Source organism: Streptomyces smyrnaeus, assembly GCF_017676345.1.
Taxonomy (GTDB): domain Bacteria; phylum Actinomycetota; class Actinomycetes; order Streptomycetales; family Streptomycetaceae; genus Streptomyces; species Streptomyces smyrnaeus.
In genome coordinates, this window is the sequence record NZ_JAFFZM010000004.1 from 21,215 (window position 1) to 47,340 (window position 26,126).

General features: G+C 72.0%; 26 protein-coding genes. 12 read left to right on the forward strand and 14 right to left on the reverse strand.

The features are described from left to right. Positions 1-17: 17 nt before the first annotated feature. Together JW613_RS08165 and JW613_RS08170 are read left to right on the forward strand one after the other, a co-directional pair. Positions 18-1,343, forward strand: a complete 1,326-nt coding sequence (locus tag JW613_RS08165) for a PP2C family protein-serine/threonine phosphatase (protein ID WP_307865831.1) — start codon at positions 18-20, stop codon at positions 1,341-1,343. 110 nt (positions 1,344-1,453) lie between these two features. Then, positions 1,454-2,533: an NAD(P)/FAD-dependent oxidoreductase gene (locus JW613_RS08170; protein ID WP_209210036.1), complete on the forward strand. Its 1,080-nt coding sequence runs from the start codon at positions 1,454-1,456 to the stop codon at positions 2,531-2,533. Between the two features lie 130 nt (positions 2,534-2,663). On the opposite strand, the gene JW613_RS08175 is transcribed toward JW613_RS08170, so the two are convergent. Next, a complete protein-coding gene (locus tag JW613_RS08175) occupies positions 2,664-4,100 on the reverse strand; it encodes a purine-cytosine permease family protein (protein ID WP_209210037.1) in 1,437 nt (478 codons plus the stop codon). 286 nt (positions 4,101-4,386) lie between these two features. Here JW613_RS08175 and JW613_RS08180 point away from each other — a divergent pair, with 286 nt between their 5' ends. Then, the gene (locus JW613_RS08180) at positions 4,387-4,818 is read left to right on the forward strand and encodes a hypothetical protein (protein ID WP_209210038.1); all 432 of its coding nucleotides are present in this window, start codon (positions 4,387-4,389) and stop codon (positions 4,816-4,818) included. 283 nt (positions 4,819-5,101) lie between these two features. Continuing rightward, positions 5,102-7,414, forward strand: coding sequence for a protein translocase subunit SecD (secD, locus tag JW613_RS08185; protein ID WP_209210304.1), 2,313 nt, complete (start codon positions 5,102-5,104; stop codon positions 7,412-7,414). Between the two features lie 109 nt (positions 7,415-7,523). Here secD and JW613_RS08190 read toward each other — a convergent pair whose 3' ends face one another. Beyond that, entirely contained in the window at positions 7,524-7,931 is a 408-nt protein-coding gene (locus JW613_RS08190) for a VOC family protein (protein ID WP_209210039.1), read from the reverse strand. A gap of 169 nt (positions 7,932-8,100) precedes the next feature. Between JW613_RS08190 and JW613_RS08195 the strand changes: the two genes are divergently transcribed. The 3 genes from JW613_RS08195 (at position 8,101) to JW613_RS08205 (ending at position 10,988) form a co-directional block, all read left to right on the forward strand. Continuing rightward, entirely contained in the window at positions 8,101-8,754 is a 654-nt protein-coding gene (locus tag JW613_RS08195) for a TetR/AcrR family transcriptional regulator (protein ID WP_209210040.1), read from the forward strand. Positions 8,755-8,862: 108 nt separating this feature from the next. Beyond that, positions 8,863-10,071: an NAD(P)/FAD-dependent oxidoreductase gene (locus JW613_RS08200; protein ID WP_209210041.1), complete on the forward strand. Its 1,209-nt coding sequence runs from the start codon at positions 8,863-8,865 to the stop codon at positions 10,069-10,071. Continuing rightward, on the forward strand, positions 10,068-10,988 hold the full coding sequence (locus JW613_RS08205; protein ID WP_209210042.1) for an RNA polymerase sigma-70 factor: 921 nt from the start codon (positions 10,068-10,070) through the stop codon (positions 10,986-10,988). The genes JW613_RS08200 and JW613_RS08205 overlap by 4 nt, the downstream gene beginning before the upstream one ends. Before the next feature lie 42 nt (positions 10,989-11,030). Here the strand turns inward: JW613_RS08205 and JW613_RS08210 are convergent, their stop codons facing one another. Continuing rightward, positions 11,031-11,798, reverse strand: coding sequence for a LysR family substrate-binding domain-containing protein (locus JW613_RS08210; protein ID WP_209210043.1), 768 nt, complete (start codon positions 11,796-11,798; stop codon positions 11,031-11,033). Between the two features lie 58 nt (positions 11,799-11,856). On the opposite strand from JW613_RS08210, the gene JW613_RS08215 reads away from it, so the two are divergent. Further along, positions 11,857-12,288 carry a DUF5997 family protein gene (locus JW613_RS08215; RefSeq protein ID WP_209210044.1) on the forward strand — a complete coding sequence of 144 codons (432 nt, stop codon included), beginning with the start codon at positions 11,857-11,859 and terminating at the stop codon, positions 12,286-12,288. Positions 12,289-12,356: 68 nt separating this feature from the next. Here JW613_RS08215 and JW613_RS08220 read toward each other — a convergent pair whose 3' ends face one another. Genes JW613_RS08220 through JW613_RS08230 form a run of 3 tightly spaced genes read right to left on the reverse strand, consistent with a single transcriptional unit; the run spans position 12,357 to position 14,057 of the window. Then, on the reverse strand, positions 12,357-12,686 hold the full coding sequence (locus JW613_RS08220) for a putative quinol monooxygenase (protein WP_209210045.1): 330 nt from the start codon (positions 12,684-12,686) through the stop codon (positions 12,357-12,359). Positions 12,687-12,734: 48 nt separating this feature from the next. After that, positions 12,735-13,475 carry an IclR family transcriptional regulator gene (locus JW613_RS08225; RefSeq protein ID WP_209210046.1) on the reverse strand — a complete coding sequence of 247 codons (741 nt, stop codon included), beginning with the start codon at positions 13,473-13,475 and terminating at the stop codon, positions 12,735-12,737. Between the two features lie 57 nt (positions 13,476-13,532). Next, a complete protein-coding gene (locus tag JW613_RS08230; RefSeq protein ID WP_209210047.1) occupies positions 13,533-14,057 on the reverse strand; it encodes a MarR family winged helix-turn-helix transcriptional regulator in 525 nt (174 codons plus the stop codon). Positions 14,058-14,218: 161 nt separating this feature from the next. Here JW613_RS08230 and JW613_RS08235 point away from each other — a divergent pair, with 161 nt between their 5' ends. Beyond that, positions 14,219-14,632 carry an organic hydroperoxide resistance protein gene (locus JW613_RS08235; protein ID WP_209210048.1) on the forward strand — a complete coding sequence of 138 codons (414 nt, stop codon included), beginning with the start codon at positions 14,219-14,221 and terminating at the stop codon, positions 14,630-14,632. Between the two features lie 55 nt (positions 14,633-14,687). On the opposite strand, the gene JW613_RS08240 is transcribed toward JW613_RS08235, so the two are convergent. Both JW613_RS08240 and JW613_RS08245 read right to left on the reverse strand, forming a co-directional pair. Beyond that, entirely contained in the window at positions 14,688-15,116 is a 429-nt protein-coding gene (locus tag JW613_RS08240; RefSeq protein WP_209210049.1) for a hypothetical protein, read from the reverse strand. Positions 15,117-15,149: 33 nt separating this feature from the next. Further along, entirely contained in the window at positions 15,150-15,593 is a 444-nt protein-coding gene (locus JW613_RS08245) for an RrF2 family transcriptional regulator (protein WP_209210050.1), read from the reverse strand. A gap of 174 nt (positions 15,594-15,767) precedes the next feature. Here JW613_RS08245 and JW613_RS08250 point away from each other — a divergent pair, with 174 nt between their 5' ends. The 3 genes from JW613_RS08250 (at position 15,768) to JW613_RS08260 (ending at position 17,180) form a co-directional block, all read left to right on the forward strand. Continuing rightward, positions 15,768-16,169 carry a hypothetical protein gene (locus JW613_RS08250; RefSeq protein WP_209210051.1) on the forward strand — a complete coding sequence of 134 codons (402 nt, stop codon included), beginning with the start codon at positions 15,768-15,770 and terminating at the stop codon, positions 16,167-16,169. A gap of 129 nt (positions 16,170-16,298) precedes the next feature. Continuing rightward, on the forward strand, positions 16,299-16,949 hold the full coding sequence (locus JW613_RS08255; protein WP_209210052.1) for a helix-turn-helix domain-containing protein: 651 nt from the start codon (positions 16,299-16,301) through the stop codon (positions 16,947-16,949). Positions 16,950-17,003: 54 nt separating this feature from the next. Continuing rightward, complete coding sequence (locus JW613_RS08260) at positions 17,004-17,180, forward strand: DUF6126 family protein (protein WP_209210053.1); 177 nt, start codon at positions 17,004-17,006, stop codon at positions 17,178-17,180. Positions 17,181-17,278: 98 nt separating this feature from the next. Here the strand turns inward: JW613_RS08260 and JW613_RS08265 are convergent, their stop codons facing one another. The 6 genes from JW613_RS08265 to JW613_RS08290 form a co-directional block, all read right to left on the reverse strand. Next, positions 17,279-17,941 (reverse strand): hypothetical protein, encoded by a 663-nt coding sequence (locus JW613_RS08265; RefSeq protein ID WP_209210054.1) that lies wholly within the window; start codon positions 17,939-17,941, stop codon positions 17,279-17,281. Positions 17,942-18,196: 255 nt separating this feature from the next. Next, positions 18,197-19,417, reverse strand: a complete 1,221-nt coding sequence (locus JW613_RS08270; protein WP_209210055.1) for a S8 family peptidase — start codon at positions 19,415-19,417, stop codon at positions 18,197-18,199. A gap of 99 nt (positions 19,418-19,516) precedes the next feature. Further along, entirely contained in the window at positions 19,517-22,444 is a 2,928-nt protein-coding gene (locus JW613_RS08275) for an ATP-binding protein (protein WP_209210056.1), read from the reverse strand. 198 nt (positions 22,445-22,642) lie between these two features. Beyond that, positions 22,643-23,176, reverse strand: coding sequence for a chloramphenicol phosphotransferase CPT (cpt, locus tag JW613_RS08280; protein ID WP_209210057.1), 534 nt, complete (start codon positions 23,174-23,176; stop codon positions 22,643-22,645). Positions 23,177-23,368: 192 nt separating this feature from the next. Continuing rightward, positions 23,369-23,659: an acyl carrier protein gene (locus JW613_RS08285; RefSeq protein ID WP_307865832.1), complete on the reverse strand. Its 291-nt coding sequence runs from the start codon at positions 23,657-23,659 to the stop codon at positions 23,369-23,371. Then, positions 23,656-26,082, reverse strand: coding sequence for a hypothetical protein (locus JW613_RS08290; protein ID WP_209210058.1), 2,427 nt, complete (start codon positions 26,080-26,082; stop codon positions 23,656-23,658). The genes JW613_RS08285 and JW613_RS08290 overlap by 4 nt, the downstream gene beginning before the upstream one ends. Positions 26,083-26,126: the final 44 nt, after the last annotated feature.

Here is a 26,126-nt window from a genome sequence, read left to right on the forward strand (position 1 = left end):
CTCCCCTGGGAGAGCACATGAGCTCCGAAAACGGCTCGAATCTCGGTGACGGCGTGGAACCGGAGCAGCACCTTCCGGAGAGTGCCGTCGAGCGGTCCGCGATGCTGGGCGCGCTCATCAGCGCGAGCCACCTCTCGACCCTGGAGGATCTTCCGCGGCAGCTGAGCGAACAGGCCGCCCGCGTCGGACTGACCGATGTGGTGATCTACCTGGTCGATCTGCAGCAGGACCTGCTGGCGCCGCTGACCCCCCATCCGCCGCCGGCCGGTGGCGAAGGTCTGCGGCCGGGGGAGATCAGGGTCGAGGGAACCGTCGCGGGGCGGGCGTTCCAGCACGGCGAGGTCCTTCCCGCCTCGCCCGCCGACCACGACCACTGGTGGGTTCCCCTGGTGGACGGCACCGACCGGCTGGGGGTCCTCTACATCACCGCGCCCGACGCCGACGCGGCCGCTCAGGTGGATATGCGTCGGCTGGCCGGTCTGGTGGCCTTGCTGGTGGTCAGCAAGCGGGGGCTGAGCGATTCCTACAGTCGGCTGGTACGCCGTCGGCGGATGGATGTGGCGACCGAGATGGAATGGCGCCTCATGCCTGCCCGCACGTTCGCGACCGACAGCCTGATGATCAGTGCGCTGATGGAGCCCGCCTACGAGGTCTGCGGAGACGTCTACGACTACGCCTTCGACGGCCGGATCGCCCACCTGTCCATCTTCGACGCGATGGGGCACGACACCGCGGCCGGTCTGACCGCCAATCTCGCGCTCTCGACCGCGCGCAACGCGCGGCGGGAGGGGGCCGACCTTCCCCGGACCGCGGTGGCCGTCGAGCAGGTCCTGTCGGAGGAGTTCTCCGGGGACCGCTTCGTCACCGGCGTACTGGCGGATCTGGATGTGACCACCGGAATGCTGCAGTGGCTGTGCTGCGGGCACCCGCCACCCGCGGTCGTGCGCGGGCACGGCATCGTCCATCTGGAGTGCGCACCGGCTCCGCCGATGGGGGCGGGACTGGGCATTCCCGCGAAGCTGTGCCGGAAGGAGCTGGAGCCCGGCGACCGCCTGCTGCTGTACACCGACGGCATCACCGAGGCCCGCAGCCCCTCGGGGGAGGAGTTCGGCCTGGGGCGCTTCGTCGACTTCCTCGTCCGCCACCAGGCCGACGAGCTACCGGTTCCCGAGACCCTGCGCCGCCTGATCCGGCACCATCTCGAATACCACGAGGGGCGGTTGAACGACGACGCGACCGTCCTGCTGGCGGAGTGGCAAGGGCCCTCCGGTCTCGCGCTCGGCGAGGCGAAGGACCTGGCAGGCGTTCCCGATGTCGCGGATGTCGACGGCCTCGACGCCTAGCACGACCGGTGGTGTGTCCGCGGACGCCCCCCGGGGCCGCCGGACGCTCCTGCTTGCTGGAACAGCAAAGAACTTTGCCAGTTCGTCTCGATGGGTCGCACAGTGGCGACATGACTGAGATCAACGAACGAGACGTCGCCGAGATGGATGTGGTGGTGGTCGGGGGAGGTGCGGCAGGCCTCTCGGCCGCGTCGACCCTGGCCCGAGCCAGGCGGTCGGTGGTGGTGATCGATTCCGGAGAGCCCCGCAACGCCCCTGCCGCCGGGGTGCACGGCTATCTGTCCCGGGACGGCCTGCCGCCCGGAGAGCTGCTGCGGGCGGGGAGGGAGGAGGTCGCCGGTTACGGCGGACGCATCGTGACCGACCGGGTCACCGGCGCCCGGCGTACCGGTGAACGCTTCGTCGTGGACACCGACAGCGGCCGAAGCTTCGGCGCGCGGAGGCTGCTGGTGACCACCGGACTGGTCGACGAGCTGCCCGACGTCCCCCGGCTGCGCGAGCGATGGGGCCGCGATGTGCTGCACTGCCCGTACTGCCACGGCTGGGAGGTGCGCGACGCGCCGATCGGCGTGCTGGCGACCGGTCCGTGGTCGGTGCACCAGGCGCTGCTGTTCCGGCAGTGGTCGCCCGAGGTGACCTTCTTCCTGCACACCGCGGGCGACCCGACCGAGGAGCAGTGGGAGCAGTTGGCCGCACGCGGTATCGCCGTGGTCGACGGAGAGGTGGTGGGGCTCGACGTGGCGGACGACCGCCTCGCCGGTGTCCGCCTCGCCTCGGGCACGCGGGTTCCGGTGCGGGCTCTGGCGGTGGTACCCCGGTTCGAGGCGCGCAGCGCCGTGCTCACGGATCTCGGCCTGGCCAACCAGGAGCATCCCCAGGGCGTGGCGAGCTTCGTGGAGACCGACGCGAGCGGCTTCACCGGCCTCGCGGGAGTGTGGGCCGCGGGCAATGTCACCGACCCCACGGCCGGGGTCGCGGTGGCCGTGGCCTCCGGGATGCAGGCCGCAGCGGCGATCAACGCCGACCTGGTGGCCGCCGATACCGCGGCGGCGGTGGCCCGGCGTACGGCACCACCCTCCCGGCAGGCGTTCAGCCCGGCCGTGGAAGCCGCCAACTGTGCGCGCGTGCTCGGCGACCGCCGCCACGGGATCGCGTCCGTCGCCGGCGCCGTACGCCGCTCGCGGGACTGACCGTCCGTTCCCGGTCACGTACGGGCGGCGGCGTCGCTGTGGCGTGCGGCCCGGACCTCCAGGCGCGCGACGTGGGGGCGCCGCGCGCCGTCGACCCTCACCGGGGCCACGCTCCCGGTGGGGCACCGGCTCAGGAGGACGCGGCTGTGGCCTCCGGAGCGGCTTGCGGGGGCGTGGCCGGGGCGGTGGTCAGGATGGTGCGCTCCGGTATGTGGGCCGTGTCGCCGCGGGCCAGCAGCCAGTACGCGGCGGCGGGGACGGCCAGTCCGACGAGCCAGGAGATGTCGGCCCCGCCGAGCGGATCGACCAGCGGGCCGGTGTAGAAGTGGGTCGCGAGGAAGGGGAACTGGGCGGCGAGGCCGACCGCGTAGACGATGAGTGCCTTCCACCGCCAGGCGCCGTACCGTCCCTGCGGATCGCTGAGGGCCGGCAGGTCGTAGCGCTCCTTGGCGATGAGGTAGTAGTCGACGAGGTTGATGGCCGACCACGGGGTGAAAGCGGTGAGCAGGAAGAGCAGGAAGTCCTTGAAGGAGGTCAGGAAGCTGTCCTTCCCGGCCAGCGCCACAGCTGTGCCGAGGACCATGATGGCTGCGATGTAACCGGCCCGGGCCCGCGGCCCCAGCTCGCGCCGGCCCCGGAAGCCGCTGACGCCGGTCACCATCGACATGAAGCCGCCGTAGGTGTTGAGCACATTGATGGTCAGCTTGCCCAGGGCGATGACGAAGTAGAGGAACGAGGCCATCAGCCCGGCCCCGCCGAGCCCGACGACATAGCTCACCTCATGGCCCACGAACGCCGGGCCGGCCGCCGCCGCTGCCAGCGCTCCGAAGGTCATGGACCACTGCGAGCCCAGCACCGAGCCGCCGAGCGTCCACCAGAACGTGGCACGGGCCGAGGTGGAGCGCGGCAGGTAGCGCGAGTAGTCGGCGACGTACGGGCCGAAGGCCAGCTGCCAGGAGGCGGACAGCGAGACGGCCAGCAGGAAGATCGGGAAGGAGAAGGAGCGCTCGGCGAGCAGGTCGGCCAGGTCCGCGCGCTCCAGCAGTCGGAAGCCGAGGTAGACGAAGGCGAGTGCGCACACCACGCTCGCCACCCTGCCGAGCGCGTGGATCACCCGGTAGCCGACGGCGGCGGCCACGGCCGTGATGAGCGCGAACAGCACGATGCCGGGGGTCTCGCCGAGGTGGGTCAGTTCTCCGACCGCCTGGCCCGCCAGCACGCTGCCGCTGGCGAAGAAGCCGATGTACATCACGATGACGAGCGCCAGCGGCACCACGGCGCCCCGCACTCCGAACTGGGCCCGGCTGGAGATCATCTGCGGCAGGCCCAGCCGCGGGCCCTGCGCGGAGTGCAGCGCCATCACCGCTCCGCCGAGCAGATTGCCGAGCAGCAGGCCCAGCACCGCCCAGAAGGCGGGGGCGCCGAAGACGACGGCGAGAGCGCCTGTCACCACGGCCGTGATCTGGAGATTGGCGCCCAACCAGAGAGTGAACTGGCTGAACGCTCTGCCGTGTCGCTCCGAGTCCGGGACCACGTCGATCGAGCGACGTTCCACCACTCCGGCCATTCCGCTGCACCTTCTTTCGCGCACACCCGGTTCCGCATCTCTGCATGGGTGTATTCATGCTGGGGTCCGGATGAATGGCCGTCAATACATCGGTGTGAATCTTGCGTAACAGCGGCCCCATGACCGCACCGGGACCGCACCGGGAACCTCCCCCGCAGGGGCACCGCAGGCGCACCCGGTGAGACCCCGGTACGGCAGCCGGGCACCCGGTGCGCCCGCCCTGCCGCCGAGGCGGGCCCGCGTACACTGACCGGCATCGGCCACGGGAGTTCGTCGGGGAGGGACCATGCAGCCGGGCTCGGCGGGCCTGTCCCCGCGTCGTTCCGCGTTCGCGGTGCTCGCTCTCGTCTGGGGCGCGCTGCTGCTCCTGGTGGGCACGGTGCCGTCGGTCCCCACACACGAGGGCGTCTCGCCCACCGTGACCGTGGCGACGGACCGGGCGCCGTACCAGGGCGCCGGGACACGGTCGTCCGCTCTCCGCTCCGACACCCGGCCGAAGGCCGTGGCCCACGGAGCCATGGCGACGGCCCCCCACGAGGCACGGCTTCCCGGCCACCCGGCCCATCCTCCGGCCGTGCCGACGGCCGCCCCGGCCACCGCCGCCGTGCCGCTCGTCGGCCGGATCGCCGGCAGCCCCTCCCAGGAACGTGCACCGCCGCACTCCACCCACGACCCGCGCACCAGCCGGGGCCCGCCCCGTCCGCCGCTCGACGTCTGACCGAGTCGGCCGACTCCCTCCGCGCCCCGGGCCACAGCACTCGCTCGCGCCCCTTCGTCCGGAACGGCAGGCCGGTGTGCCGCCTTCCGGAGGGCGGTCACGCCTGCCGCAATGCCCCCACCCACAGCACGGGCGTGCCGCGGGGCGGAGGTGAGTGGTCGGCTGCCGTGTGCGCCGCGTGTCTCGCGTGGTGCCTCTTCAGCCTGGAGTGGTCTTGTCCCGTACGCCTCGCCGTACTCGCAACCCCGGTGCGCCGCACCGTCCCCGCAACTCCCGCGCGCCGATGTGGCGCGCCCTGCTCGCTCTCGCCGTCGTGGGAGTCTCCCTCTTCTTCGCCCTGACGACCCCGGCCCGGCTGGGGCTGGACCTCAAGGGCGGAACTCACATCGTCCTGGAGACCCGGGACGGCCCCGGCGTGCGGGCCGACGGAGCCGCCACCGACCGTGCGCTGGAAGTCCTCCGCCAACGCGTGGACGCCCTGGGCGTCGCCGAGCCGTCCCTGTCCCGCGCGGGGGAGAACCGGATCGTCGTCGAACTGCCCGGGGTGCAGGACCCCCGGAAGGCCGCCGAGGTGATCGGCCGTACCGCCCAGCTGACCTTCCACCCGGTGGAGGAGGTGACCGAGCGGCGGCCCGCACCCGAGGCCCGGAGCGGGCAGGGCAAGGACGGCAGCAGAGTCCTGCCCGACCCCGATGCCAAGGGCGCCTTCCTGCGGCTGGGACCCACCGCCCTGACCGGCGAGGGGGTCAAGGACGCCGAGTCGCAACTCGACACCGCGCAGGGCAACGGCTGGAGCGTGACCGTCGACTTCCGCAGCGGGGCCGCCGACCGGTGGGCCGAACTCACCGGCCGAGCCGCCTGCCAACCTCCGGAAGCCCCGCAGCGGCGGGTGGCGATCGTCCTGGACGACCAGGTCGTCTCCGCGCCCCGCATCCAGGAGAGCGTGGCCTGCCGTACGGGCATCACGGGCGGCTCCACCCAGATCACCGGCGACTTCAGCGACAAGGAGGCCAAGGACCTGGCGGCCCTGATCAAGGGCGGCGCGCTGCCGGTACCTGTCGAGGTGATCGAGCAGCAGACGGTCGGGCCCTCGCTGGGCGAGGACGCCATCCGGGCCAGTGCGCAGGCGGCAGTCATCGGGCTGGTGTGCACCGGAGTGTTCATCACCGTCGTCTACCGGATGCTGGGCGCACTGGCCACCCTCGCCCTCGGCTTGTACGGACTCATCTCGTACGCGGCGCTCGTCGCTCTGGGGGCCACGCTGACGCTGCCGGGGCTCGCCGGTTTCGTCCTCGCCATCGGAATGGCGGTGGACGCCAACGTCCTCGTCTTCGAACGGGCCCGCGAGGACTACAACCGGCCGAGCCTGCGGCAGGACAGGACGACGCGGCGCGAAGGGGACCTGCGACGGGCCCTGCGCACCGGGTTCCAACAGGCGTACAGCGCAGTCATCGACTCGAACGTCACCACGCTGCTGGCCGCCGGGCTGCTGTTCTTCTTCGCGACGGGACCGGTCAAGGGCTTCGGCGTGACCCTCTCGCTCGGTGTCCTCGCCTCGATGGTCTCCGCGATGGTGATCACGCGGGTGCTCGCCGAGTGGGCCGTGCGCCGCCGCTGGGTGCTGCGGCGACCCCGGGTCACCGGCATCGCCGGCACCTCCCGGCTGCGCGACCGGCTGGCCTCCCGCAGGCCGCGCTTCGCACGTCGGCCCCGGCTGTGGCTGGGCGTCATGACGGGGCTGGTGCTGGTGGCCCTCGCCGGGATCGGGCTGCGCGGACTGGAGCTCGGTGTGGAGTTCACCGGCGGCCGGCTGGTGGAGTACGGCACGAGCCGACCGGTCGACGCCGACACGGCACGCCGGACCGTGGCGGATGCGGGCTTCCCCCGTGCGGTGGTGCAGGAGGCGGGTGACGACGGCATCTCGGTGCGCACCGAGAAGCTCACCGACGCCGAGCAGGAACGCATCCGGGAGGGGCTGGAGTCGGTCGCGGGTGATGTCTCGGTCGAACGGGACGAGTCGGTCGGGCCCAGCTTCGGCAGCGAACTGCGGGACAAGGCGCTGATCGCGTTGGCCATCGCCGTGGGAGCCCAACTGCTCTATCTGAGCATCCGGTTCCGCTGGACACTGGCGACGGCGGCCGTCGCGGCCATGGCACAGGACGTCCTGCTGGTGGTGGGGATGTTCGCCTGGCTCGGCAAGCCGGTCGACAGCGTCTTCCTCGCCGCGCTGCTCACCGTCGTCGGCTACTCGGTCAACGACACCGTGGTCGTCCTCGACCGGCTGCGCGGCATGCGCCGGGCGGACCGCGCGACGCCACTGCCTCAGCTGGCCGACGCCGCCGTGTCACGCACCTTGCCGCGCACCGTGAACACCGGCATGGGCGCGCTGTTCATCCTGCTGGCCCTGGCCCTCCTGGGCGGCGACTCGCTGACCGACTTCTCGGTGGCCCTGCTGGCCGGCGTGGTCTTCGGGATGGCCTCCACGGTGCTGACGGCGACACCTGTGGCCGTCGTACTGGAACAGTGGCGGCCGGCGCCGCGCCGCGAACTGCCCAGTCGGCAACAGGGCGAGAACGCCTCGGGTGCCGTGGTGTAGGCACCGGAACGGACGGACACGGGGCGGCTCCGCGCTCGGCCTTCGAACGCGGAGCCGCCCCGTCCCGCAAAGTCGGTGGTTCATCGCGACGGCACCGGCCACAGATGGCTCAGTCGGCGGACTCCGGGGCGTCACCGGCCGGAGTCACCCACTCCACGAGTTGCACCACCACGCCGTTGGGGTCCTTCGTCTGGAAGAGCCGCTCGCCCCACGGGTCTTCACGAAGCGGCATCGTGATGGGGGCGCCTTCGGCCCGCAGTCGCTCCTGCTCGGCTTCGAGGCCGGTGACGGTGAAGGCGAGGATCAGGCCGGCGGCGTGCTGGTCGCGCTGGTCGGGCGGCAGCACCTCGATGCCGCGGGCGAGGAACACCAGGTCGACCGCCGGCCCCTCATGGCTGAGGGAGGCGAAGCCGTCGGCTTCCACGGTGGTCTTGTAGCCGAAGTGCCTCACGAAGAAGTCGCGAGAGGCGGCTACGTCGTCGACCGTGAGGGAGAGGGTGGTGGTGGAGAGCTGCACGAGTACGGGACTCCTTCGCTGGGCGGATGCCGTGGACCTGGGGCTCGACGGGAGGAGGCGGCGGGATCGGGGCCCGCATGGCGGGCCCTATCCTTACGTCGGACATAAAGTTACGTCGATCCACCTCGATGCGTCAAGGGTAGATTTACGCTCGTGGTAATTTTCTGTCATGGGTGCTGAGACGACAGGCCTTCGCGAGGCCAAGAAGCAGGAGACGCGGCAGCTCATCTCCGACCACGCCACCAGGCTCTTCATGGCGCGGGGTTTCGAGGACACGACCATCGCCGAGATCGCCGCGGCCGCCCGCGTGGCGAAGAAGACGGTGACCAACTACTTCGCGCGCAAGGAGGACATGGCGCTCGACCACCAGGACGCCTTCGTCACGGCGCCGGCCCGTGCCGTCGCCGACCGCCGCCCCGGTGAGTCCGCCCTGGCGGCGCTGCGCCGTGCCTTCGACGCCGACCTGGAGCGGCGCAGCCCTGTCGCTGGATTCGCCGGACCCCGCTTCACCCGCATGATCGCCGACAGTCCCACGCTCACGGCCCGCCTGCGCGACCTGCACGACCAGCGGGAGGACGCCCTTGCCCGCGCTCTGGCCGAGGCCACCGGCGCGGGCCCCGACGACATCACCCCCGCTGCCGTCGCGGCCCAACTCGGCGCCGCCCACCGGCTGCTCTTCCGCCGTATCCAGGACCTCACCCTGGCCGGAGCCACCGACGACGCCATCGCCCGAGCGGTGGCCGAGGATGCCCGGCGTGTCTTCGCCCTGCTGGAGCCGGCCCTCGGAGACTACGCAACGGCCCCCGCCTCGCGCCGGCCCTGAAGCGCGTGATGCAGGTCACGTTCGCCGCATGTCACGAACGGGCGGTCAGCTTCCATCTCGTGGTCGTCGGCAACAGGCCGCCGGCACCAGACGGAGGAAGGCGGAACGATGAGCGCACCGCAGCGAGTCGAAGACACGGCCACCCCGCACCGCGTCGTGATCCTGGGGGCGGGATACGCGGGCATGTCCGCGGCGATCCAACTCGCCGCCCGGGTACGGGGACAGAAGGACGTTCAGGTCACCGTGGTGAACGCGCAGGAGCGGTTCACCGAGCGACTGCGACTGCACATGACGGCATCCGGACAGCAGCCGGCGGAGTTGAGCATCCCGCAACTGCTGGCGGGGACCGGCGCCCGGTTCGTACGCGGCTGGGTGACGGCGGTCGACGCCGAGGCCAGGACCGTACGGATCGACGACGACCGGGTGCTGCACTACGACACACTGGTGTACGGGCTGGGCGGCGTGGCCGACACCCCCGCGGTGCCGGGCGCCGAGGAGCACGCGTACACCCTGAACAGCGTGCAGGATGCCCAACTGCTCGCCGACCGGCTGGCCCGGCTGGGAAGCGGCACGGTGGCGGTCGTGGGCAGCGGGTTGACCGGCGTCGAGACGGCTGCCGAGATCGCCGAGAGGCACCCGGAGCTGCACGTCGTCCTCCTCGGCCGGCACGAGCCCGGCACGGATATGCACCCGAAGGTGAGGGCTCATCTGCACTCCGGGCTGCGCCGCCTGGGCGTCGAGGTACGCAGCGGTGTCGAGGTGGCGAAGGTGCTGCCCGACGCGGTTCGGCCCGCGAGTGGGGAGAGCGTCGCCGCCGAGGTGGTCGTGTGGACGAGCGGGACGCGGGTGTCACCGCTGGCCGCCGCCGCCGGGCTGACCGTCGACGAGCGGGGCAGGATCGTCACCGACCAGGTGCTGCGCTCCGTTTCGCATCCGCAGGTGTACGCCGTGGGCGACGCGGCCGCGGTGCGCCAGGGCTACGGAGTGATGCACGGCACCTGCCAGGGCGGTATGCCGACCGGTGTGCACGCCGCGGTGTCGATCGTCCGCACGCTCGAGGGCAAGCAGCCCAAGCCGTTCCGGTTCGGCTTCTACCACACTCCGGTGAGCCTGGGCCGCCGCGACGCCGTCGTACAGTTCACCCGCCCCGACAACAGCCCGCGACGGGTGTACATGACCGGTCGGCCGGCGGCCTGGTACAAGGAGACGGTGACGGCTTCCCCCTGGCCCACCTGGGGCCGCATGAAGAAGATGCCCGCCTCGGGCGCGATCTGGCCCCGCGGCGGGCGCTTCACCCGGAAGGTTCAGGCACGGTGACCCGCCCGCCCGCCGACCTCACTGAGCACGTCTTCCACCAGCACCGCAATCTGCTGTTCTCGGTGGCGTACCGCGTCCTGGGCACGGCCGCCGACGCCGAGGACGCGGTGCAGGACGCCTGGCTCAAATGGTCGGCCGCCGACCGCTCCCAGGTGGCCGACCCCAAGGCGTATCTGACGCGGATCGTCTCGAACCTGGCCCTGGAACGGCTGCGCTCGACCCGGCACAAGCGGGAGACCTATGTGGGTCCGTGGCTGCCGGAACCCATCCTCACCGGGGGAGACGCGGCCGAAGCGGCGGTGGACGCCGAATCGGTGTCGATGGCGATGCTGGTGGTGCTGGAGACGCTCAGCCCGCTGGAGCGCGCGGTCTTCGTACTGAAAGAGGTCTTCGACTTCAGCCACGCGGAGATCGCGGAAGCCGTGGAGCGGTCCGAGGCCGCGGTGCGGCAGGCGGCGCACCGGGCGCGTGAGCATGTGCGCGCGCGGCGGCCGCGGTTCGCAGCGGACCGCTCGACACAGCGCGGCGTCACCGAGCAGTTCTTCGCCGCCGCGACCGGTGGTGACCTCAACGCCCTGATGGAACTGCTCTCCCCGGACGTCACCCTGTGGACCGACGGCGGCGGCAAGGTCCGTCAGGCCCTGCGCCCGGTCGTGGGCGCGGAAACGGTGGCCGCCTGGTTCGCGGCCCTCGGCACCGTCACCTATCAGGGTGTCGAGCCCGCCGAGATGACCGCCGAGCTCGTCGAGCTCAACGGCGGGCCGGGCCTCGTCTTCAGGGGCCCGGACCGGGTGATCGCCACCGTCACCTTCGATTTCGACACCCACGGCCGCATCACCGCCCTCCACAACGTGGCCAACCCGGACAAGCTCCGGGCCGTCACCGAGGGCACCGCCCACCGTGTCGGCACCCGCTGAGTCCACCGTGTCGGCCCCCGCCGGGTCCGCCGGGCAGCGTCGCTACGACCGGCGACGGGGCCTGCCGCGCCTGCCGCCCTTGGGGCCGCCGGAACCGGTCCGCCTGCCCTTGCCCTGGCCGGCCGGCTTGGGGGGCGCCGCCTTCCGCCGGGCGCCCTGTGCCCCGGTGCGGTTGTCCGCGGACTGTGCGGGAGCGGGGCGGCGGCCCCGGGAACTGTTGACGGTCCGCCCGCGGACGATCCCGATGAAGTCTTCCACCATGTCGGTGGTCCGCTCCTCGGGCCACGACAACGCGACCTGGGACCGGGGAGCGTCCGTGACCGGGCGGTAGGTCAGGTCCCTGCGGTGGTGCAGGCGGGCGAGTGACTGCGGTACGACGAGCAGCCCCACGCCCGCCGCCACCAGTTGCACGGCGTCCGCCGTCGTGGCGGGGCGCTCACGGGCGGGCCGTCCCGGCCTGCGCTCCCAGTCGAGGGTGTCGTCGAGGGGGTGGAACACGATCTCGTCGGCCAGCTCCTCGGCGGTCACCTCGTCGACCGCCGCGACGAGGTGGTCCTTCGGGACCACGACCACCGTCGTCTCGGTGTAGAGGGGGATGGCGCTCAGCTCGGTCCGGTCGACCGGCAGCCGCAGAAAGCCCGCGTCGGCGCCGCCGCCGCGCAGTACGCCGTGGGCTTCGGCCGCGGACACCGCGACGAGTTCCAGCGGGATGTCGGGCAGCCGCTCCTGCCAGATCCGCACCCACTTGGTGGGGGTCACGCCCGGGACGTAGGCGAGGCGGAACGAGGGGGATGCCGGGGAGCCTGTCACCCGGCCCAGGCTACCGGGCGTGGTCGGGACCGGCACACACGCTCGATATGCTTGACACATGACGTCGCACCAGAACACCCAGACGATGAAGCCCGCGACCGCGGCGAAGAAACTGGGTGTGTACCTCGATGCCACCCCCGCCGAGTTCCGGGAGGGCGTCGTCTCGCGCGACGAGCTGAACGCGCTGCAGAGCGATCCGCCCGAGTGGCTGCGGGAGCTGCGCCGCAACGGCCCGCACCCCCGGCCGGTGGTCGCGGCGAAGCTGGGCGTCTCCATCTCGGGTCTCGCACGGGGCGGTGTCACCGAGCCGCTCACCACGGAGCAGATCGACGCACTGAAGAGCGAGGCTCCTCAGTGGCTGCAGAAGGAGCGCGCCACCCAGGCCGAGGTGCGCAAGGAAGCGGCACGCCTGAAGGAAAAGCGGCAGCAGGAGCAGGAGAAGGAGAAGAGCGCGGGGCGGGACGACCGGCCCGGCCGACCGCGTCCCTGACCCCGTTCCCGCCCCCGTTTCCGGAGCTGGTCGCCCACCCGCTTCCCCCGCTCCGCGTCCCCGCCCCGCTACGGCTTGGGCGTCAGCTCCGCCATGGCTCCCCAGCCCTGCTGGTCCGGGATGTTCACATTGATGATCTGCGGGGTCTCGGCGATTGCTGCCGACATGGCCTCCAGCCCTGCCTTGAAGTGGGCGGACTCGACGTGTGCGGCTCCGGCGGCGTCGTCGGCGAAGGCTTCCAGCAGGGTGAACATGCGCGGGTTGTCCACGCTGCGGGACCAGTCGAAGAAGAGATTGCCCGGTTCGGCGCGCGTCGCCTCGGTGAAGGAGCCCACGAGGGAGAGCCACTCGTCGGCGTACTCGGGGCGGACGGTGAAACGTACGGCGATGAAGATCATGACGTCAGGATGCGGCGCGTGAGGGCTTTCGGCCAGCGCGGCACAGCCTCATTCCGACGCTGCCGGAAACGCGGCGGCGGCACGTAGCAGGGCGGCGCCGATCTCCGGGTGCCGCAGTCGGAACATCCGGCGCGGCAGCGAGACGGACAGCGCCGCGCAGACGGCGTCGGGGCGGCCGGGGAGCGGCACGGCGAGGCAGGTGTGGGCGGGGTCGGCCTCACCCACGGAGACCGCCACGCCCCGCTCGCGTACACGGGCGAGCTCGGCCTCGAACCGCGCCTCGTCGGTGATGGTGCGGTCGGTGTGCCGTGCCATGCCGTGGTCGGCGAGATAGCGGCGCCGTGCCGCGCGGGGGAGCTGGGCCAGCAGGGCCTTGCCGTGCGCCGTGGCGTGCGCCCTTGTCTCGGGGCCGGGCGCGAAGGGGTCGGCCGTGGCGGCGAGGGGTGTGGTGCTGTCGACGACGGTGATGAGCCCGTCCCGGTAGGTGGTGAAGTACGCCTCGGCGCCGGTGGCCTGCCGTACCCGGGGCAGCAGGGCGGCCACCACACCGTCGATGCCCTGATGGCGGCGGAAGGAGCGGTGCAGAGCGGGCACCCGCGGCCCGGGACTGTACCCGTCGGGGCCGCGGAGGACGTGGCCGCGCTCGACGAGGGGAGCGAGCAGGTGGTAGGCGGTCGAAAGGGAGCAGCCCGCCTGCCGTGCGAGGGCCTTCGCACTCACCGGTCCGGGTGCGTCGGCGATCGCGTCCAGCAGGTCCAGCGCACGGTCCACCGACTGGGGCCCGGACATGGACGAGTTCCTTTCAGATGGGGGAGCGGGGCGGGAGGGTCGCGGTACGTCCGGGTGTCAGCCGACAGCCGGGCGGCTCTCCTCCGCGCCGTCGAGCAGGGCGGTCTCCTCGGCGACGGCGTCGTCGAGTGCCCGGGTGAGCCTGTCGAGGCGGGCCCGCAGTTCGGCGGCCTCCGCCGCGTCGAAGCCGGTCGCCGCCGCGATTCTGCGCGGGACCCGCAGGGCGCGTTCGCGCAGGTGCGCGCCCTGGTCGGTGAGGTGGACCTGGACCGAGCGCTCGTCGTGGGCGGAGCGCTCCCGCCGGACGAGTCCCGCCGCCTCCAGCCGTTTGAGGAGCGGTGAAAGGGTGCCGGAGTCGAGCCGCAGATGTGCGCTCAGAGCCTTGACCGACACCTCGCGGTGTTCCCACAGCACCAGCATCACCAGGTACTGCGGATAGGTGAGGCCGAGGTCCTTCAACAGCACGCGGTAGACGCTGCCGAACGCACGGGACGCGGCGTTGAGGGAGAAGCAGATCTGGCGGTCCAGCCGGAGGAAGTCCTCCTCCGACGCGTCCGCGGGCTGCGGCAACGGGTCCTTCATGGCTTCAGCCTAACGTGCGTCGCACATGTTAGTTGTGCACAACTTAATTGTGTGCTCTTATTGTCACCGTGAGGCGGCCGGTCCGGCCGCACCGTTGACATGTCGCCCGGATGCCGCCTGGGGCGTCATCCGGGATGTCCTTCGAGAGGGATGGTCTTTCCATGGACGCGCTCTACACCGCTGTCGCCACCGCCACGCACGGCCGGGAGGGGCGCGCCGTCGCCTCCGACGGCAAACTCGACGTCCAGCTCGCTCCCCCGCGGGAGATGGGCGGCGACGGCCAGGGCACCAACCCGGAGCAGCTCTTCGCCGCCGGTTACGCCGCGTGCTTCGCAAGCGCCCTCGGCGTCGTCGGCCGGCGGGCGAAGGTGGATGTCTCCGAGGCCGCCGTCACCGGCGAGGTCGGCATCGGCAAGCAGGGGGAGGGCTTCGCTCTCGCCGTGACGCTGCGCGTGGAGCTCCCCGACGGTCTCGACGGCGAGACGGGCCGCGCCCTCGTCGAGCAGGCGCACCAGGTCTGCCCGTACTCCAACGCGACGCGCGGCAACATCCCGGTCGAGCTCGTCATCGAGTGACCGCGAGCGCCCCGCGCGTGGACGGCCGCGCGCGTCGACGGGGCGCGTGTGGCGGTCAGTTGGTGAGAACGCTGATGCCGAGCGCGAGCAGGGCGAGGACCTTGAGCGACTCGGCCGCCACGTAGCACAGGTGGGCGCGAGAGCGCGGCAGGGTCTCACCGGCGAGCACCCGGTCGGACCGACGGTTGAGGACGGGGCGGACGGCGAACAGCTGCACGGCCAGCAGCAGCACGGCGACCGCCGTCGACACGACCACGGCGGTGGACGGTTCGCCCAGGACCACCGCAGTGATCACGACCAGGGCGAGCACGGTCTCGACCCCGTTGAGCGCCCGGAAGACGACGCGGCCGATGCCGAGTCCGAGGGGCACGGTCACGCCGGGCGCGCGGAACTTCAACGGTGCCTCGAGGAAAGAGATCCCGAGGACCATACCGAGCCATACGAAGGTCACCGCGGTGGCGACGGCGGCCGAGGTGCTGTCCATGGTGGGGTTTCCTTTCCGGTTGCCGCGGGAGGGTCACTCGGGCGGGCGGCCGACCAGCCCCACGAGAACCGGGCCGGTGGGGGAGGCCACCAGATCGGCCACGGTCAACGGATCGAGGCTGGCGTAGAAGGCCTCCTGCGCGTCGCGCAGCGCCTGGCGGAGCCGGCAGGCTCCGCGCAGCGGGCACGGTGGCTCCCCTTCGCAGGCGACGACCTCTCCGGCGCCTTCCAGCTTCCTCACCAGCCAGCCGACCGACGCCTGCCGGCCGGGAGCGGTCAGCTCCAGCCCGCCGCTCCGGCCCCGCCGGGCCTCCAGTACGCCCAGATGCTGCAGGCGGGTGACCGCCTTCGCCATATGGGCGTAGGGCACGTCCATGGCCGCTGCCACCTCGCGGGTGGTCGAAGGACCGCTGAGCTCGGAGACCGCCAGGCGCATCACCGCACGCAGCGCCAGGTCGGTGAACTTCGTCAACCGCACGCGAGGACGCTAGCAAATGCGCATGTTAGATTCCTATATGGCCTGACCTGGGGCTGTGCGGTTTCCGCCACGGGTCGTCCGCCCTCTTGTGCAGGTGTACGGACGGCGGTCGGCGTGAGATCGGCGGCCGGCCGAAGCGGAGGACAGGCGTCTTGTCGAACAGGTGGGAACTTCATGCCTGATGCACAAACCGGCGCCTCCGGCTCCGCCGACGAGCCGATCCCGCACGTCCTGTGCGATGTGGCGGCACTGGCCGCCGCCGAGGCCGCACCAGCCGGGGCGCTGTGGCGGCTGGCCGAATCCGGCAGGCAACTCGACGCCAACCTCGTCCGTGTCCCGCCGCGGACCCGGGTCGACACCCACGTCGAACCCGACCTGGACGTCCTCCTGCTCGTGGTCACCGGTCACGGCACCCTCGGTACGACGCGGGGCCCGGAACCGCTCACCCCCGGCAGCCTGACCTGGCTTCCGCGCGAGAGCAGTCGCAGTCTCACCGCGGGCCAGGACGGGCTGTCCTATCTGACCGTCCACTGCCGCCGCCCCGGTATGCGCATCCGGTCCCGCCCTGCCACCTGAGGCCCCCTCACCGGGCGGTCGGCCGAGATGTGAGCCCTCGCCGACGCGATGGGGACCGGGCCGGCCTCCGCTTTTTGCCCCACAGGCAAAACTTTTGCCCGGGAGGGAAGGCTGTGTCTTAATCAGGGCATGCGCCCGAACCCTCCCCATGATGAGGCAACGGGGCCGGAGGCGGGGGACATCCCCGCGTTCGCTCCCCGGATGCGTCTGCTGCGACGACGCAGCGGGCTGAGCCTGGAGGCGTCGGCACGCAGGGCCGGGCTCTCGCCCGCCCACCTCTCCCGCCTGGAGACCGGCAAGCGGCAGCCGTCGCTGCCGCTCCTCCTCACCCTCGCCCGTGTCTACGGCACGACCGTCGGCGAACTGCTGGGCGAGACGACGACCGCTGCCGACTCCATCGTCCGCGGCGACGAGATGGAGCCCGTCGACGCCGGTGGCTGGCGCTACCGACAGGCGGGCCAGGCCGGGCGGGCCATGCAGGCGCTCCGCGTCCATGTGCCGCGCGGTCCGCAGGGCGATCTCGTACGCGTCCACCCCGGCGAGGAGTGGATCCATGTGCAGCGCGGCGAGCTGCGGCTGTCGCTCGATCAGATCACCGAGACGATGGGCCCCGGCGACTCGGCGCACTTCGACTCGCTCACCCCGCACCGGCTCCAAGCCGTCTCGGCCCAGGGCGCGGATCTGCTCTTCGTCCACACGCTGCTCCAGTCGCCCACCGCCGATCTGTGCGTGAGCGGTCTGTCGGGGCACCCCGCGCCCGGTCCGGCCGCACAGCACTGATCTCCGCCCCTCCCTCCCCTCGCGGCCCCGTGCCCGTACAGAAAGGCCCCAGCCATGACCACCACCCAGCCACCGCAGCCGCAACGCAAGCGCAAGGACGAGACGGGCGTGGAGCGGGGTGACGGGCGCTTCCCGCGTGGCCTGGCGCTGCGGCTGTTCGTCTACGTGGTGGCCGGTCACCTGCTGGCGGCGTTCCTCTTCCTCCTCTTCGAACTGGGCGGCGGCGAGTAGGGGACATCGAGGTCCGTACAGCGGCGATCCCGTTCCCGCGCCGGGGTTCGGAGTCCGGTTCGCGGTGGGACATCGCCGGGGCGGGCAGCAGACCCCCGCTAGGACCGCGGTGTGCCGTCCCAGCGCCAGGTGGTGAGACGAGGGTGTCCCGGCAGCTCGGCGCGTCCGGTGGCCCACAAGAGGGTCTGCCAGGGATCAGTGGTCTCCGGCGCGCCGGGAAACAGCCGGGCCAGCACCCGCGTGCACAGATCGGCAGGCGGTTCCCAGACGAGTCGGCCTCCGAGTCCCTGTGTCAGATCGTGGGTGTGCACCAGGGTCTCCACGATGCCCATCGCGGCGAAACCCTCGGGGTCCGAGGCGCCGAAGACATGATGGGCCCGGGTCTGGGGCGGTGTCGTACGCACCATGGCGACCAGCAGCGCGCCGCTCGCTTCCAGTACCTGCAGCAGACCGCCGGGCCCTGCCGCGCGGTCCGCGTGCACGGCGTTCGCCGGGCCGCCGGGCCGCCGGCTCTCCCACACGAAGGGCACCTCGCCGTCCATGGGCGGCCTTTTGGGGCCCAGCTGCACGGCGTAGGCGAAGAGATCGTCACTGAGGTGTTCGGCGGTCTCCCAGCAGTCCCATTCCAGCGAACCGGCCTTGTTCTCCCAGGCCGTCCGGGGCGCCCGGCGCAGGACTTCCACCGCGAGCTGCACGGCGAGGTCGAGGTCGTCCGCGGTGACGGCGGATGGGGAGCACGCACTCCCAGCTGATCGGGACATGGCAGGACCATACCGACCCCCGGCTCCGACCGACTGACGGGTTGTCACAGGCCAGGCGGAACGTCGAGCACCTGGGCGGAGTGCGGACGGTCCGGCCACGCTCACGTTGGGGCGAGCCGTGCCGGTTCAAGTCCGGCTCCGGGGTTCCGGTCGGCCGCGTCGATACGGCGGGGTCCGCTGTTGCGTGACAGGCCCGTGGGGTCCGTCCGAGGACGGACCCCACGGGCTGCCGGCGGCTCCGAGTAGGTCAGCCGGTCAGCCCAGGTTGCTGACGTTCAGGAGGCGGTTGGGGGAGCCGGAACCGGGGTTGCCGACCACGCCGCTCTGGGCGTTGTTGACGAGGGCGTCACGGACCTGGCCGGGGGAGGCGCCACGGTGGGCGGACAGATAGAGCGCCGCCGCACCGGCTGCGTGCGGAGTCGCCATGGACGTGCCGCTCATGGTGGTGGACCCGCCACCGTTGCGGGTGGAGGTGATGCTGCCACCGGGGGCGAACAGGTCCAGGCAGCGGCCGTAGTTGGAGAAGTACGAACGGCCGTCGCCGCGGTCGGTGGAGCCGAGCGTGATGGCGGCCGGCACCCGCGCCGGGCTGGTGTTGCAGGCGTTGCGTGAGTCGTTGCCCGCCGCCACCGCGAAGGTGACGCCGCTGTCGATGGCGCCCTGCACGGCCTGGTCCACCGAGGAACTGGCGCCGCCGCCCAGGCTCATGTTCGCCACGGACGGGCCGTCGGCGTTCCGGGCCACCCAGTCGATACCGCCGATGACCTGGGACCACTGGCCCGAGCCCTGGCAGTTGAGCACCCGCACCGCCACCAGGTCGACGTTCTTGGCGACGCCGTAGCTGCGGCTGCCGACCGTGCCCGCCACATGGGTGCCGTGGCCCTGGCAGTCGCTGGCGTTGGTGTCGTTGTCGATGAAGTCGTAGCCGCTGCGGGCGCGCCCGGTGAAGTCCGGGTGCGTCATGTCGACGCCGGTGTCCACGATGTACGCGGTCACCCCCGAGCCCTCGTTGGGGTAGCTGTAGGAGCGGTTGAGCGAGCCGTCCACCCGGTCGATGCCCCAGGAGGGCGGGTTGGGCTGCGTTCCGGAGACGCGCATGGTGCCGTCGGCCTCGACGTACTTCACGCCGGGCGCCGCCGCCAGCTTCTTGGCCTGCGCCTCGGTCGCGCGGACGGAGAACCCGCGGAGGGCGGTGGAGTAGACCTGGCGGACGGTGCCGCCGTAGGAGTCGGTGAGCCGCTCGGCCGTGGTGCGCACCTGGGAGCGGGCGGCGAGCGAAGCCGAGGTCCCGCCGTCCAGCGTCACGATGTACCGGTCCGGGAGGGCGCCCGGTGCGGAGGCGTTGCGGATGGTGTTCTGCTCCGCTTCGGGGGTGGACGCTCCCGCGGTGGCGGCTCCGCCCAGTCCCGTGACCGCCGCGGTCAGCACGCCTATGCCCAGGGCGGTGAAGCGTCTGCCGCGCGTACGAGTACCCATGGATACTGCTCCTCGTGGTGGGGGTGGTACCGGGCGGATCGCGCCCGGCCAGATGGCACTCACCCTCCGGCCCGCAGTGGAGCAAAACAATCCGGAACGTTATAGGTAGGGGTACGTATTCGAGGCGACCTCGGACCGCGAGGCCACGTTCAGTTTCCGCAGCACCCGGGCCACGTGCTGTTCGACGGTGCGCGGGGACAGGAACAGCACCTGGGCGATCTCCCGGTTGGTGCGGCCGAGAGCGACCAGCCGGGCCACCTCGGTCTCACGTGGGGACAGCCGGCTTCCGTAGCCGCGCCGCCCACGGCGGGAGGACACCGTCGTACCGCTCCGCCGCAGTTCCCGGCGGCAGCGCGAGGCGTCCCGTATCGCGCCCAGCGCGGCGAACTCCTCGGCCGCCTCGGCCAGTCGGGCGGCGCCCGAGGTGTCCCGGAGCGCGAGCAGGTTGCGGGCCGCGGCCTCTTGGGCGCGGGCCGCCGAATAGGGCTGGGGCAGTACGGCGTAGGCGGCGCGGGCGGCGCCGAAAGCGGTGACGGCCTCCCGGTGGCGGGTGGCGGCGGTGGCGAGTATCCCCTCGCACGCCTGCTGTGCTGCCGCGGCCAGCGGCGCGTCCCGCCCGGCGAGCCGCGCGTGGAACTCGGCGGTCAACTCGGCGGCTTCGCCGTACCGCCCGCAGCGCACCAGAGCCACCACCGCCATCGGCGCCAGGTCCGCCGCCCAGGTCCAGATCTCCTTCTTCCTGATCCACTCCACCGCGCGGAGGGCTTCGGCGCAGCCCGTATCGACCTCGCCGCACGCCATCCGCACCCGCGCCATGGCGGCGGAAGCGGCGGCCCGGATGTTGGCCGGCGCGTTGGCGGGATCCGCCAGTCCCGCGTCCCGCAGCCGGTCCTGCGCCTCCTCCCACTCGCCGCGCGCCGAAGCCAGCAGGCCCCGGACCAGATGGGCGTCGGCGGCGATCCCCGAGACGCCACCGACCAGTTCCGACGCGCAGCGGGCCCGCTCCGCCAACCCGTCCCAGCGGCCGGTGTACCAGGCCAGCCGCAGCGCGGTGCCCTCCAGGATGCTCTCCAGGTAGGGAGCGCCGCACTCGGCGGCGAGCCGTCTGCCCTCCAGCCGGTAGCGGCGGGCCTCCTCGTAGTGGCCGAGACAGGTCGCCGCGTCGGCCAGGTTGCCGCAGGCCCGGGCGACCTCCCGGCGCTCGGCGACGGACCGGCCCTGGCCCAGGAGTTCCTCGGCCTGGGCCCACACCGACGGCGCCCCCGTGGACATCAGCAGTGCGAGATGGTTGCCGCGTACCGCGATCCGCAGTGCGCCGTCCGGCTGGGTGGCGACCAGTTCCTCGGCCCGCTCGATCCACTTCTGGTGTACGTGCAGGGGCTGGTCGCCCCAACCGGGCATCGCCAGCGCGGCCATGCCCCGAGCGGCCAGGGCGGGCCGTTCGCGCAGTTCCGCCACGGCCGTCGCGGTGTCGGCCCGCCCTTCCTGGTAGCGGCCCGCCTGGTTGTTCAGCAGCAGTCCGAGGTTGAGCCGGATCTCGCCGCGCAGCCCCTCGGGCAGGCTGGTGTCCCGCAGGACGCGTCTGAGCAGCCCGGTGGCCCGCCGGTGTGCCAGGCCGACCGCCGCCTCCCTGCTGAGCCGCGCCGCCAGCCGGCCCCGCTCCCGGGTCGGCAGCCGGTCGTCGGACAGCAGCTCTTCCAGCAGCTCCACCACCAAAGCGGTGTCGCCCATGGCGTGTGCCGCGTCGACGGCCTGCTCGCAGTGCCGGTGCCAGGCCGTCCAGTCGCCGGAGAGCCGGGCGTGGTAGGCGAGCCGCACCAGCGGCGGCGGGTCGGTGCGGGCCAGGGCGGTCAGGGCGCGCCGGTGCAGCCGGTGCCGGTCGGGCCCCGGCAGCATCGAGTAGACCGCCTGCTGGGCGAGGGTGTGCCGGAACCCGTAGCGTCCGCCGGGCTCCTCGCACAGCAAGCCGGCCGACAGCGCCTCGCGGAGGGCGCCGGCGGCGGTGCGCCGGTGGTGGTCGGCCGGACGGGAGCCGGGCGCGGCCGACGGCGGCCCGCCGGACTCGCCCGGCCCGTCCATCACCTGGGCGATCAACTCCTCCTCGGCGGGCACCCGCAGCGTGGCGGCGGCGCGCACCGCGTCGGCGGCGGTCGGGGACAGCTGCGCCATGCGGTCGGCGGTCGCCTCCAGCAACAGCGCGGGCACCCGCATCGTGGCGAGGGCGTCCAGGTCGGGAAGCTGCCGCTTGCCCGTACCGGCCAGCAGGGTGCGAACGGTCTCCTCCAGCACGAACGGGATCCCCGCGGTCCGGCGGTGCAGTTCGGCCGCCAGCTCGGCGGAGACGGGCGCACCGCCGGTCATGGCCGCCGTCATGTCGCTCACCGCGGCCTGGTCCAGCGGCCGTAGCGGAATGCGGATCTCGGTGGTGCCCTGCGGGCACCGGTAGGCCCGCCCCAGCGGCAGGCCACCGTCCGGCAGGTCCTCACTGCGGTGGCTGAGTACGACCGACAGCCGGGGCGGTGGTGCGTCCGCGAGGAACCGCAGCAGATCGCGGGTGCCGTCGTCCGCCCAGTGCACGTCCTCCACGACGACGACGGTGTCGCCGAGCGCTTCCAGCAGTGCCCGCACGGCGCGGAACAGCCGGTGCTGCGCGGCCCGTTGATCGACCACCGGCTCGGGGGCGGGCGGCAGGCCGGCGGCCAGCTCCGGGAGGTGGACCCGCAGGGCTCCGCAGATGGGGTTCAGCCCGGGCGGGAGCTCCTCGCGCAGATCCCGGAACAGGTCCACGACCGGCCCGTAGGGAAACGGTTCGCGCAGCGGCAGACAGCTTCCGGCCAGCACCCGCCGCTTCGTCCCCGAGATCTGTTGCAGCGCCTCGTGGATCAGACGCGTCTTGCCGATACCCGCCTCTCCCGCCACGAAGGCCACGGACGGCGTCGCGGCGAGCGCTTGGCACAGGGCGCCGAGCTCGTCCTTGCGTCCGACGAACCGCAGTGCCTGGGGCGATCGGAGAACCGCGTACGACACGAGCCACCTCCACAGCCACGATCGGTCGCATCCGACGCACCGCGCGGACCGGCGTGGGAGCTCAGGTTGGGACTTTTGGTCGGCGGTCAGCATCTTCCGTGTGTTCCGGACGGACAACAAGCCCACGGGTGCCGCCTGACCTCGTCCCCGGTACGGCTCCGGATTCCGGAGGTGGGGCAGACGTGGGGGAGTCGTCGCTCACCCGACCTGAGCGGCGATGATCCGCGCACACTCCAGGGACTCGGTGTGTGTGGTGTCCACTTCCAGGTCGTACGACACGCCGTGGTGCACCGACTCGGCCTGCGCTGCGGCCATCCCCCGGACGCGGTCTCCCCGCGCGATCTCGCGGCCTGCGGCAACCCCGGCAGGGCATCGCACACCGACCCACAGCACGTCGAGTCCGTCGAGGGCCTTCCGCCACCGCTGCTGGGACGCTGCTGTGCCCAGGAAGACCTCGTCGACGATGACGCGGGCACCCGCACGGGCCATTGCGGCGACGCCCTCCATCCACGCCACTTCGAGCGTCCGGAACTCGGGCCCGACGCTCACCTCGCCGTCGGCGGCGATTCCGATTCCGGCGTCCGACTCCTGCAGGGCCGGCGGCATCGCGTCGACCAGCGTGTCAACTCCGACGGCGAGCCACGGCTGAGGCAGCACCGCCTGCAGACACCGGGAGATCCCGGACTTGCCCGAGCTGGAGCCACCGTTCAACACGATCACCTGAGTCGTCATCGCGCCACCGTAGAACCACTCCGCGCGCCATCCACAATGAATTCCGACAGGCCCGAAGCGGTGCGGGTCCCGGGCGGTCCGCAGGAAGAGCGCCGGCGCAGACGGCCGGTCGCCGACACCGGCGCGCAAATGAGGGCCCCCGCCCGCGCACCGGCCGTCGTATGCGGCGGGGACGGGGGCGGGGGCCGTGGTTCAGGCGCCGGCGGGGTCGGTGTTCTTGCTGAGCGTGTACACCAGGTCGACGACGTCGCCGACCGTCCGGACGTAGGACAGCTGCTCGCGTTCCACGCGTCGGCCCAGTTCCCGCTCCAGCACCGTCACCAGTTCCACGAAGTCCATCGAGTCCAGACCGATCTCCTCGCGGAGGTTGGTACGTGGATCGGCGATGTCCTCCCGCGGTACCACCGCGGCCTGGGAGAGGAGCGTCAGCACCCGGTCCTCGATCCGCGCACGCTCCGCCTTCTCCTCGGCGCTCAGGTTCACAGCGTCACCCCCTGTGACGAGATGGGAAGTCCTGCCATGGCCAGTGCCTTCGGGGACAGCTCGTCGCGCTGCCAGCCCAGGGACGAGAACCTGCTGAGCCCGTCGCCCTCGTTGTTGTGCCCCACCAGCACCGAGTACAGATTGACCGTCCCCGGCTCCTGCAACTGCTCGGCGAGCGGTACATCGTCGAACCGGGCGATGCGGCGGTGACGGGTCGTCAGCGGCCCGTAGGTGTGCTCGTAGTCCGGCGGGGTGAAGGTCAGCACGCCGGTCTGGCCGCTGACCCCGGAGGGGTCCAGCGACTCGCGGTAGGTCCGGATGACGGAGTGGCTCCCGTTGACGAACCGGAAGACGGTGAGGTTGTGCTCGAACGCCGAGCCGTCCACCGCGATCTGCTGCACCAGACTGGGGATCACGTCCGGGACCATGGCCACCGTGCCGTCCCCGGTGAAGGAGATGACGTTGCGGTCGCGCCGGGTCACGATTCCCGGCAGTGCCATCACCCCGTCGCCCATCAGCCCCCGCCCGTACCAGCCGGAGACGCAGGGGCCGGTGCGGGGCAGACTGTTGACCGCCGACAGCCCGGCGCGCCCGATGTCGTAGACCCCGACGTACTCGTAGCCGTCCTCCCGGATGATGCCGTCCAGCACACCGCGCAGCCGGCGGAAGAAGTGGTTGGTCGTCATGGGAAGAACCGGCAGCAGGCCGATCACGTCGCCGTCCGAGTCGGTGGTGGAGGCGATGGCCGCGCGCCGGTACGCCAGTACCTCCGGGTCGACGTCCAGCCGTTCGTGGAGGGCGCGCAGCACCGCCTCCGGATCCCCGACCACGCCCAGACCGGTGAACGGCGCCTGGTCGATCTCCCGGTCGGTGATCTGCACCGGCGCCAGTTTCCGCAGTGCCGACTCCGAGAACGGCGTGTCGATCTGCGGGATCTGCGTGCCGAGGAACATCACCGTCTGCTCGTCCGAGGGCCGCATGGCCCCGTCCCGGTAGAGGTATTCGTGGACGCGGGCGGAGTAGCCGTACATGCTGAGCGTGCCGATGAACTCCTCCACCGTCCGCCCGTCGCGGTAGCGGCTGACGGTGCCCGGCTGTGCGACCGAGTCGGCGAGTGCGATGCCCGCCTCGCGAGCCAGCGAGTACATCAGCTCCTTCGCGCTCTCGCGCAGCGGTCCGACCTGGCACAGGATCCGCCGGCGCCCGGTGTTGAGCAAGGTGGCCAGTTCCTCGATCCCGGGGGAGTGCACCGCCTCGACGCGCGGGGCGGGGGTGGCGACGGCCGGCGGCACCTCCTCGGCCGGAAGAGTCGTCTGGAGCACGTCGCGCGGTGCGATCACCATGACCGGCCCCCGGTCGGCCGAGTACGCCTCGAACGCCTCGGCGAGCCCACGGGCGATGTCGTCGGACTTGCCGATGTGCACCACCGGGAAGCCGCGGGCCAGCAGCGAGGGGCGGCTGTCCTCGGTGCGGTGGATCGTGCCCTGGAAGGGGTGCCACTGGTCCTCTCGGGAGTCGCAGCAGATGATGAAGCCCTTCGTGCGCACAGCGACGTGGTTGGCCAGGGTGCCGCGGAACTCCTCGTGCATACCGCTCGTGGCGACGATGGCGAACGGCGCCGCGTCCAGGGTCCAGCGTGCCAGCGCGGAGCAGGCGAGGCTGTGCTCGCTGGGTCCGCGCACGATCGGGTTCCCGCCCGCGACCGCGCGCCGCTCGATGTCGTCGATGAACGTGGCGACTCCGGAGCCCGTGTAGTAGTGCAGCCCCCAGGAGGAGCCGGCCTGTGCGGTCAGGAAGTCGGCGATGGCGTTCGCGATGGTGCTGGCTTTCATCCCCGGCCGCAGCCGGCTGGTGCTGTGCAGCTGGACCGAGTCCACGAAGGCGCAGGCGATGTCGGCGGTGACCACCCACTCCTCGTCGGGATACCAGCGCGGGGTGAACTGCTCGACGGAGTAGAAGCTCTCGACGTCCGGATCGGTGTAGACCTGGACGGAGCACGGGCCGGGCTCGAAGGCCACCGTGTCACCGAGCGAGCGCGCCAGTTCGGCCAGCCGCCTGTTCAGGTCGTCGGGTGATGTCATCCGGTAGCGGTGCTCGGCGTGGTCGATCACCAGCAGGCTGAGCACGGCCTTGTGGTCCCCGGCCGCCTCCAGCGCCGCCTTGTCGACCTCGTCCAGCGAGGAGACCGTCAGCAGGGTGAGGCGGTCCTCGGGAGCCACCAGATCGAGGAAGCGCAGACCGCGCTGGACGACCTCCTGGTAGTCCTGCTGCGACGGTGCGGGAGCCGGGGTAGCGCCCACATCGGCCTCCCGCCTCCCGGCCAGATCGGTCAGGGCACGGCTCGCCGCAGGGCCCACCGCGTCACGGTCGGTGACCACGACCACCAGGCGGTGGGTGGAGCTGATGGGTGGCAACTCGGACATGTGTTACTCCCTCATGAGTGTGGTCGGGCGACGTTCCGAAGAGG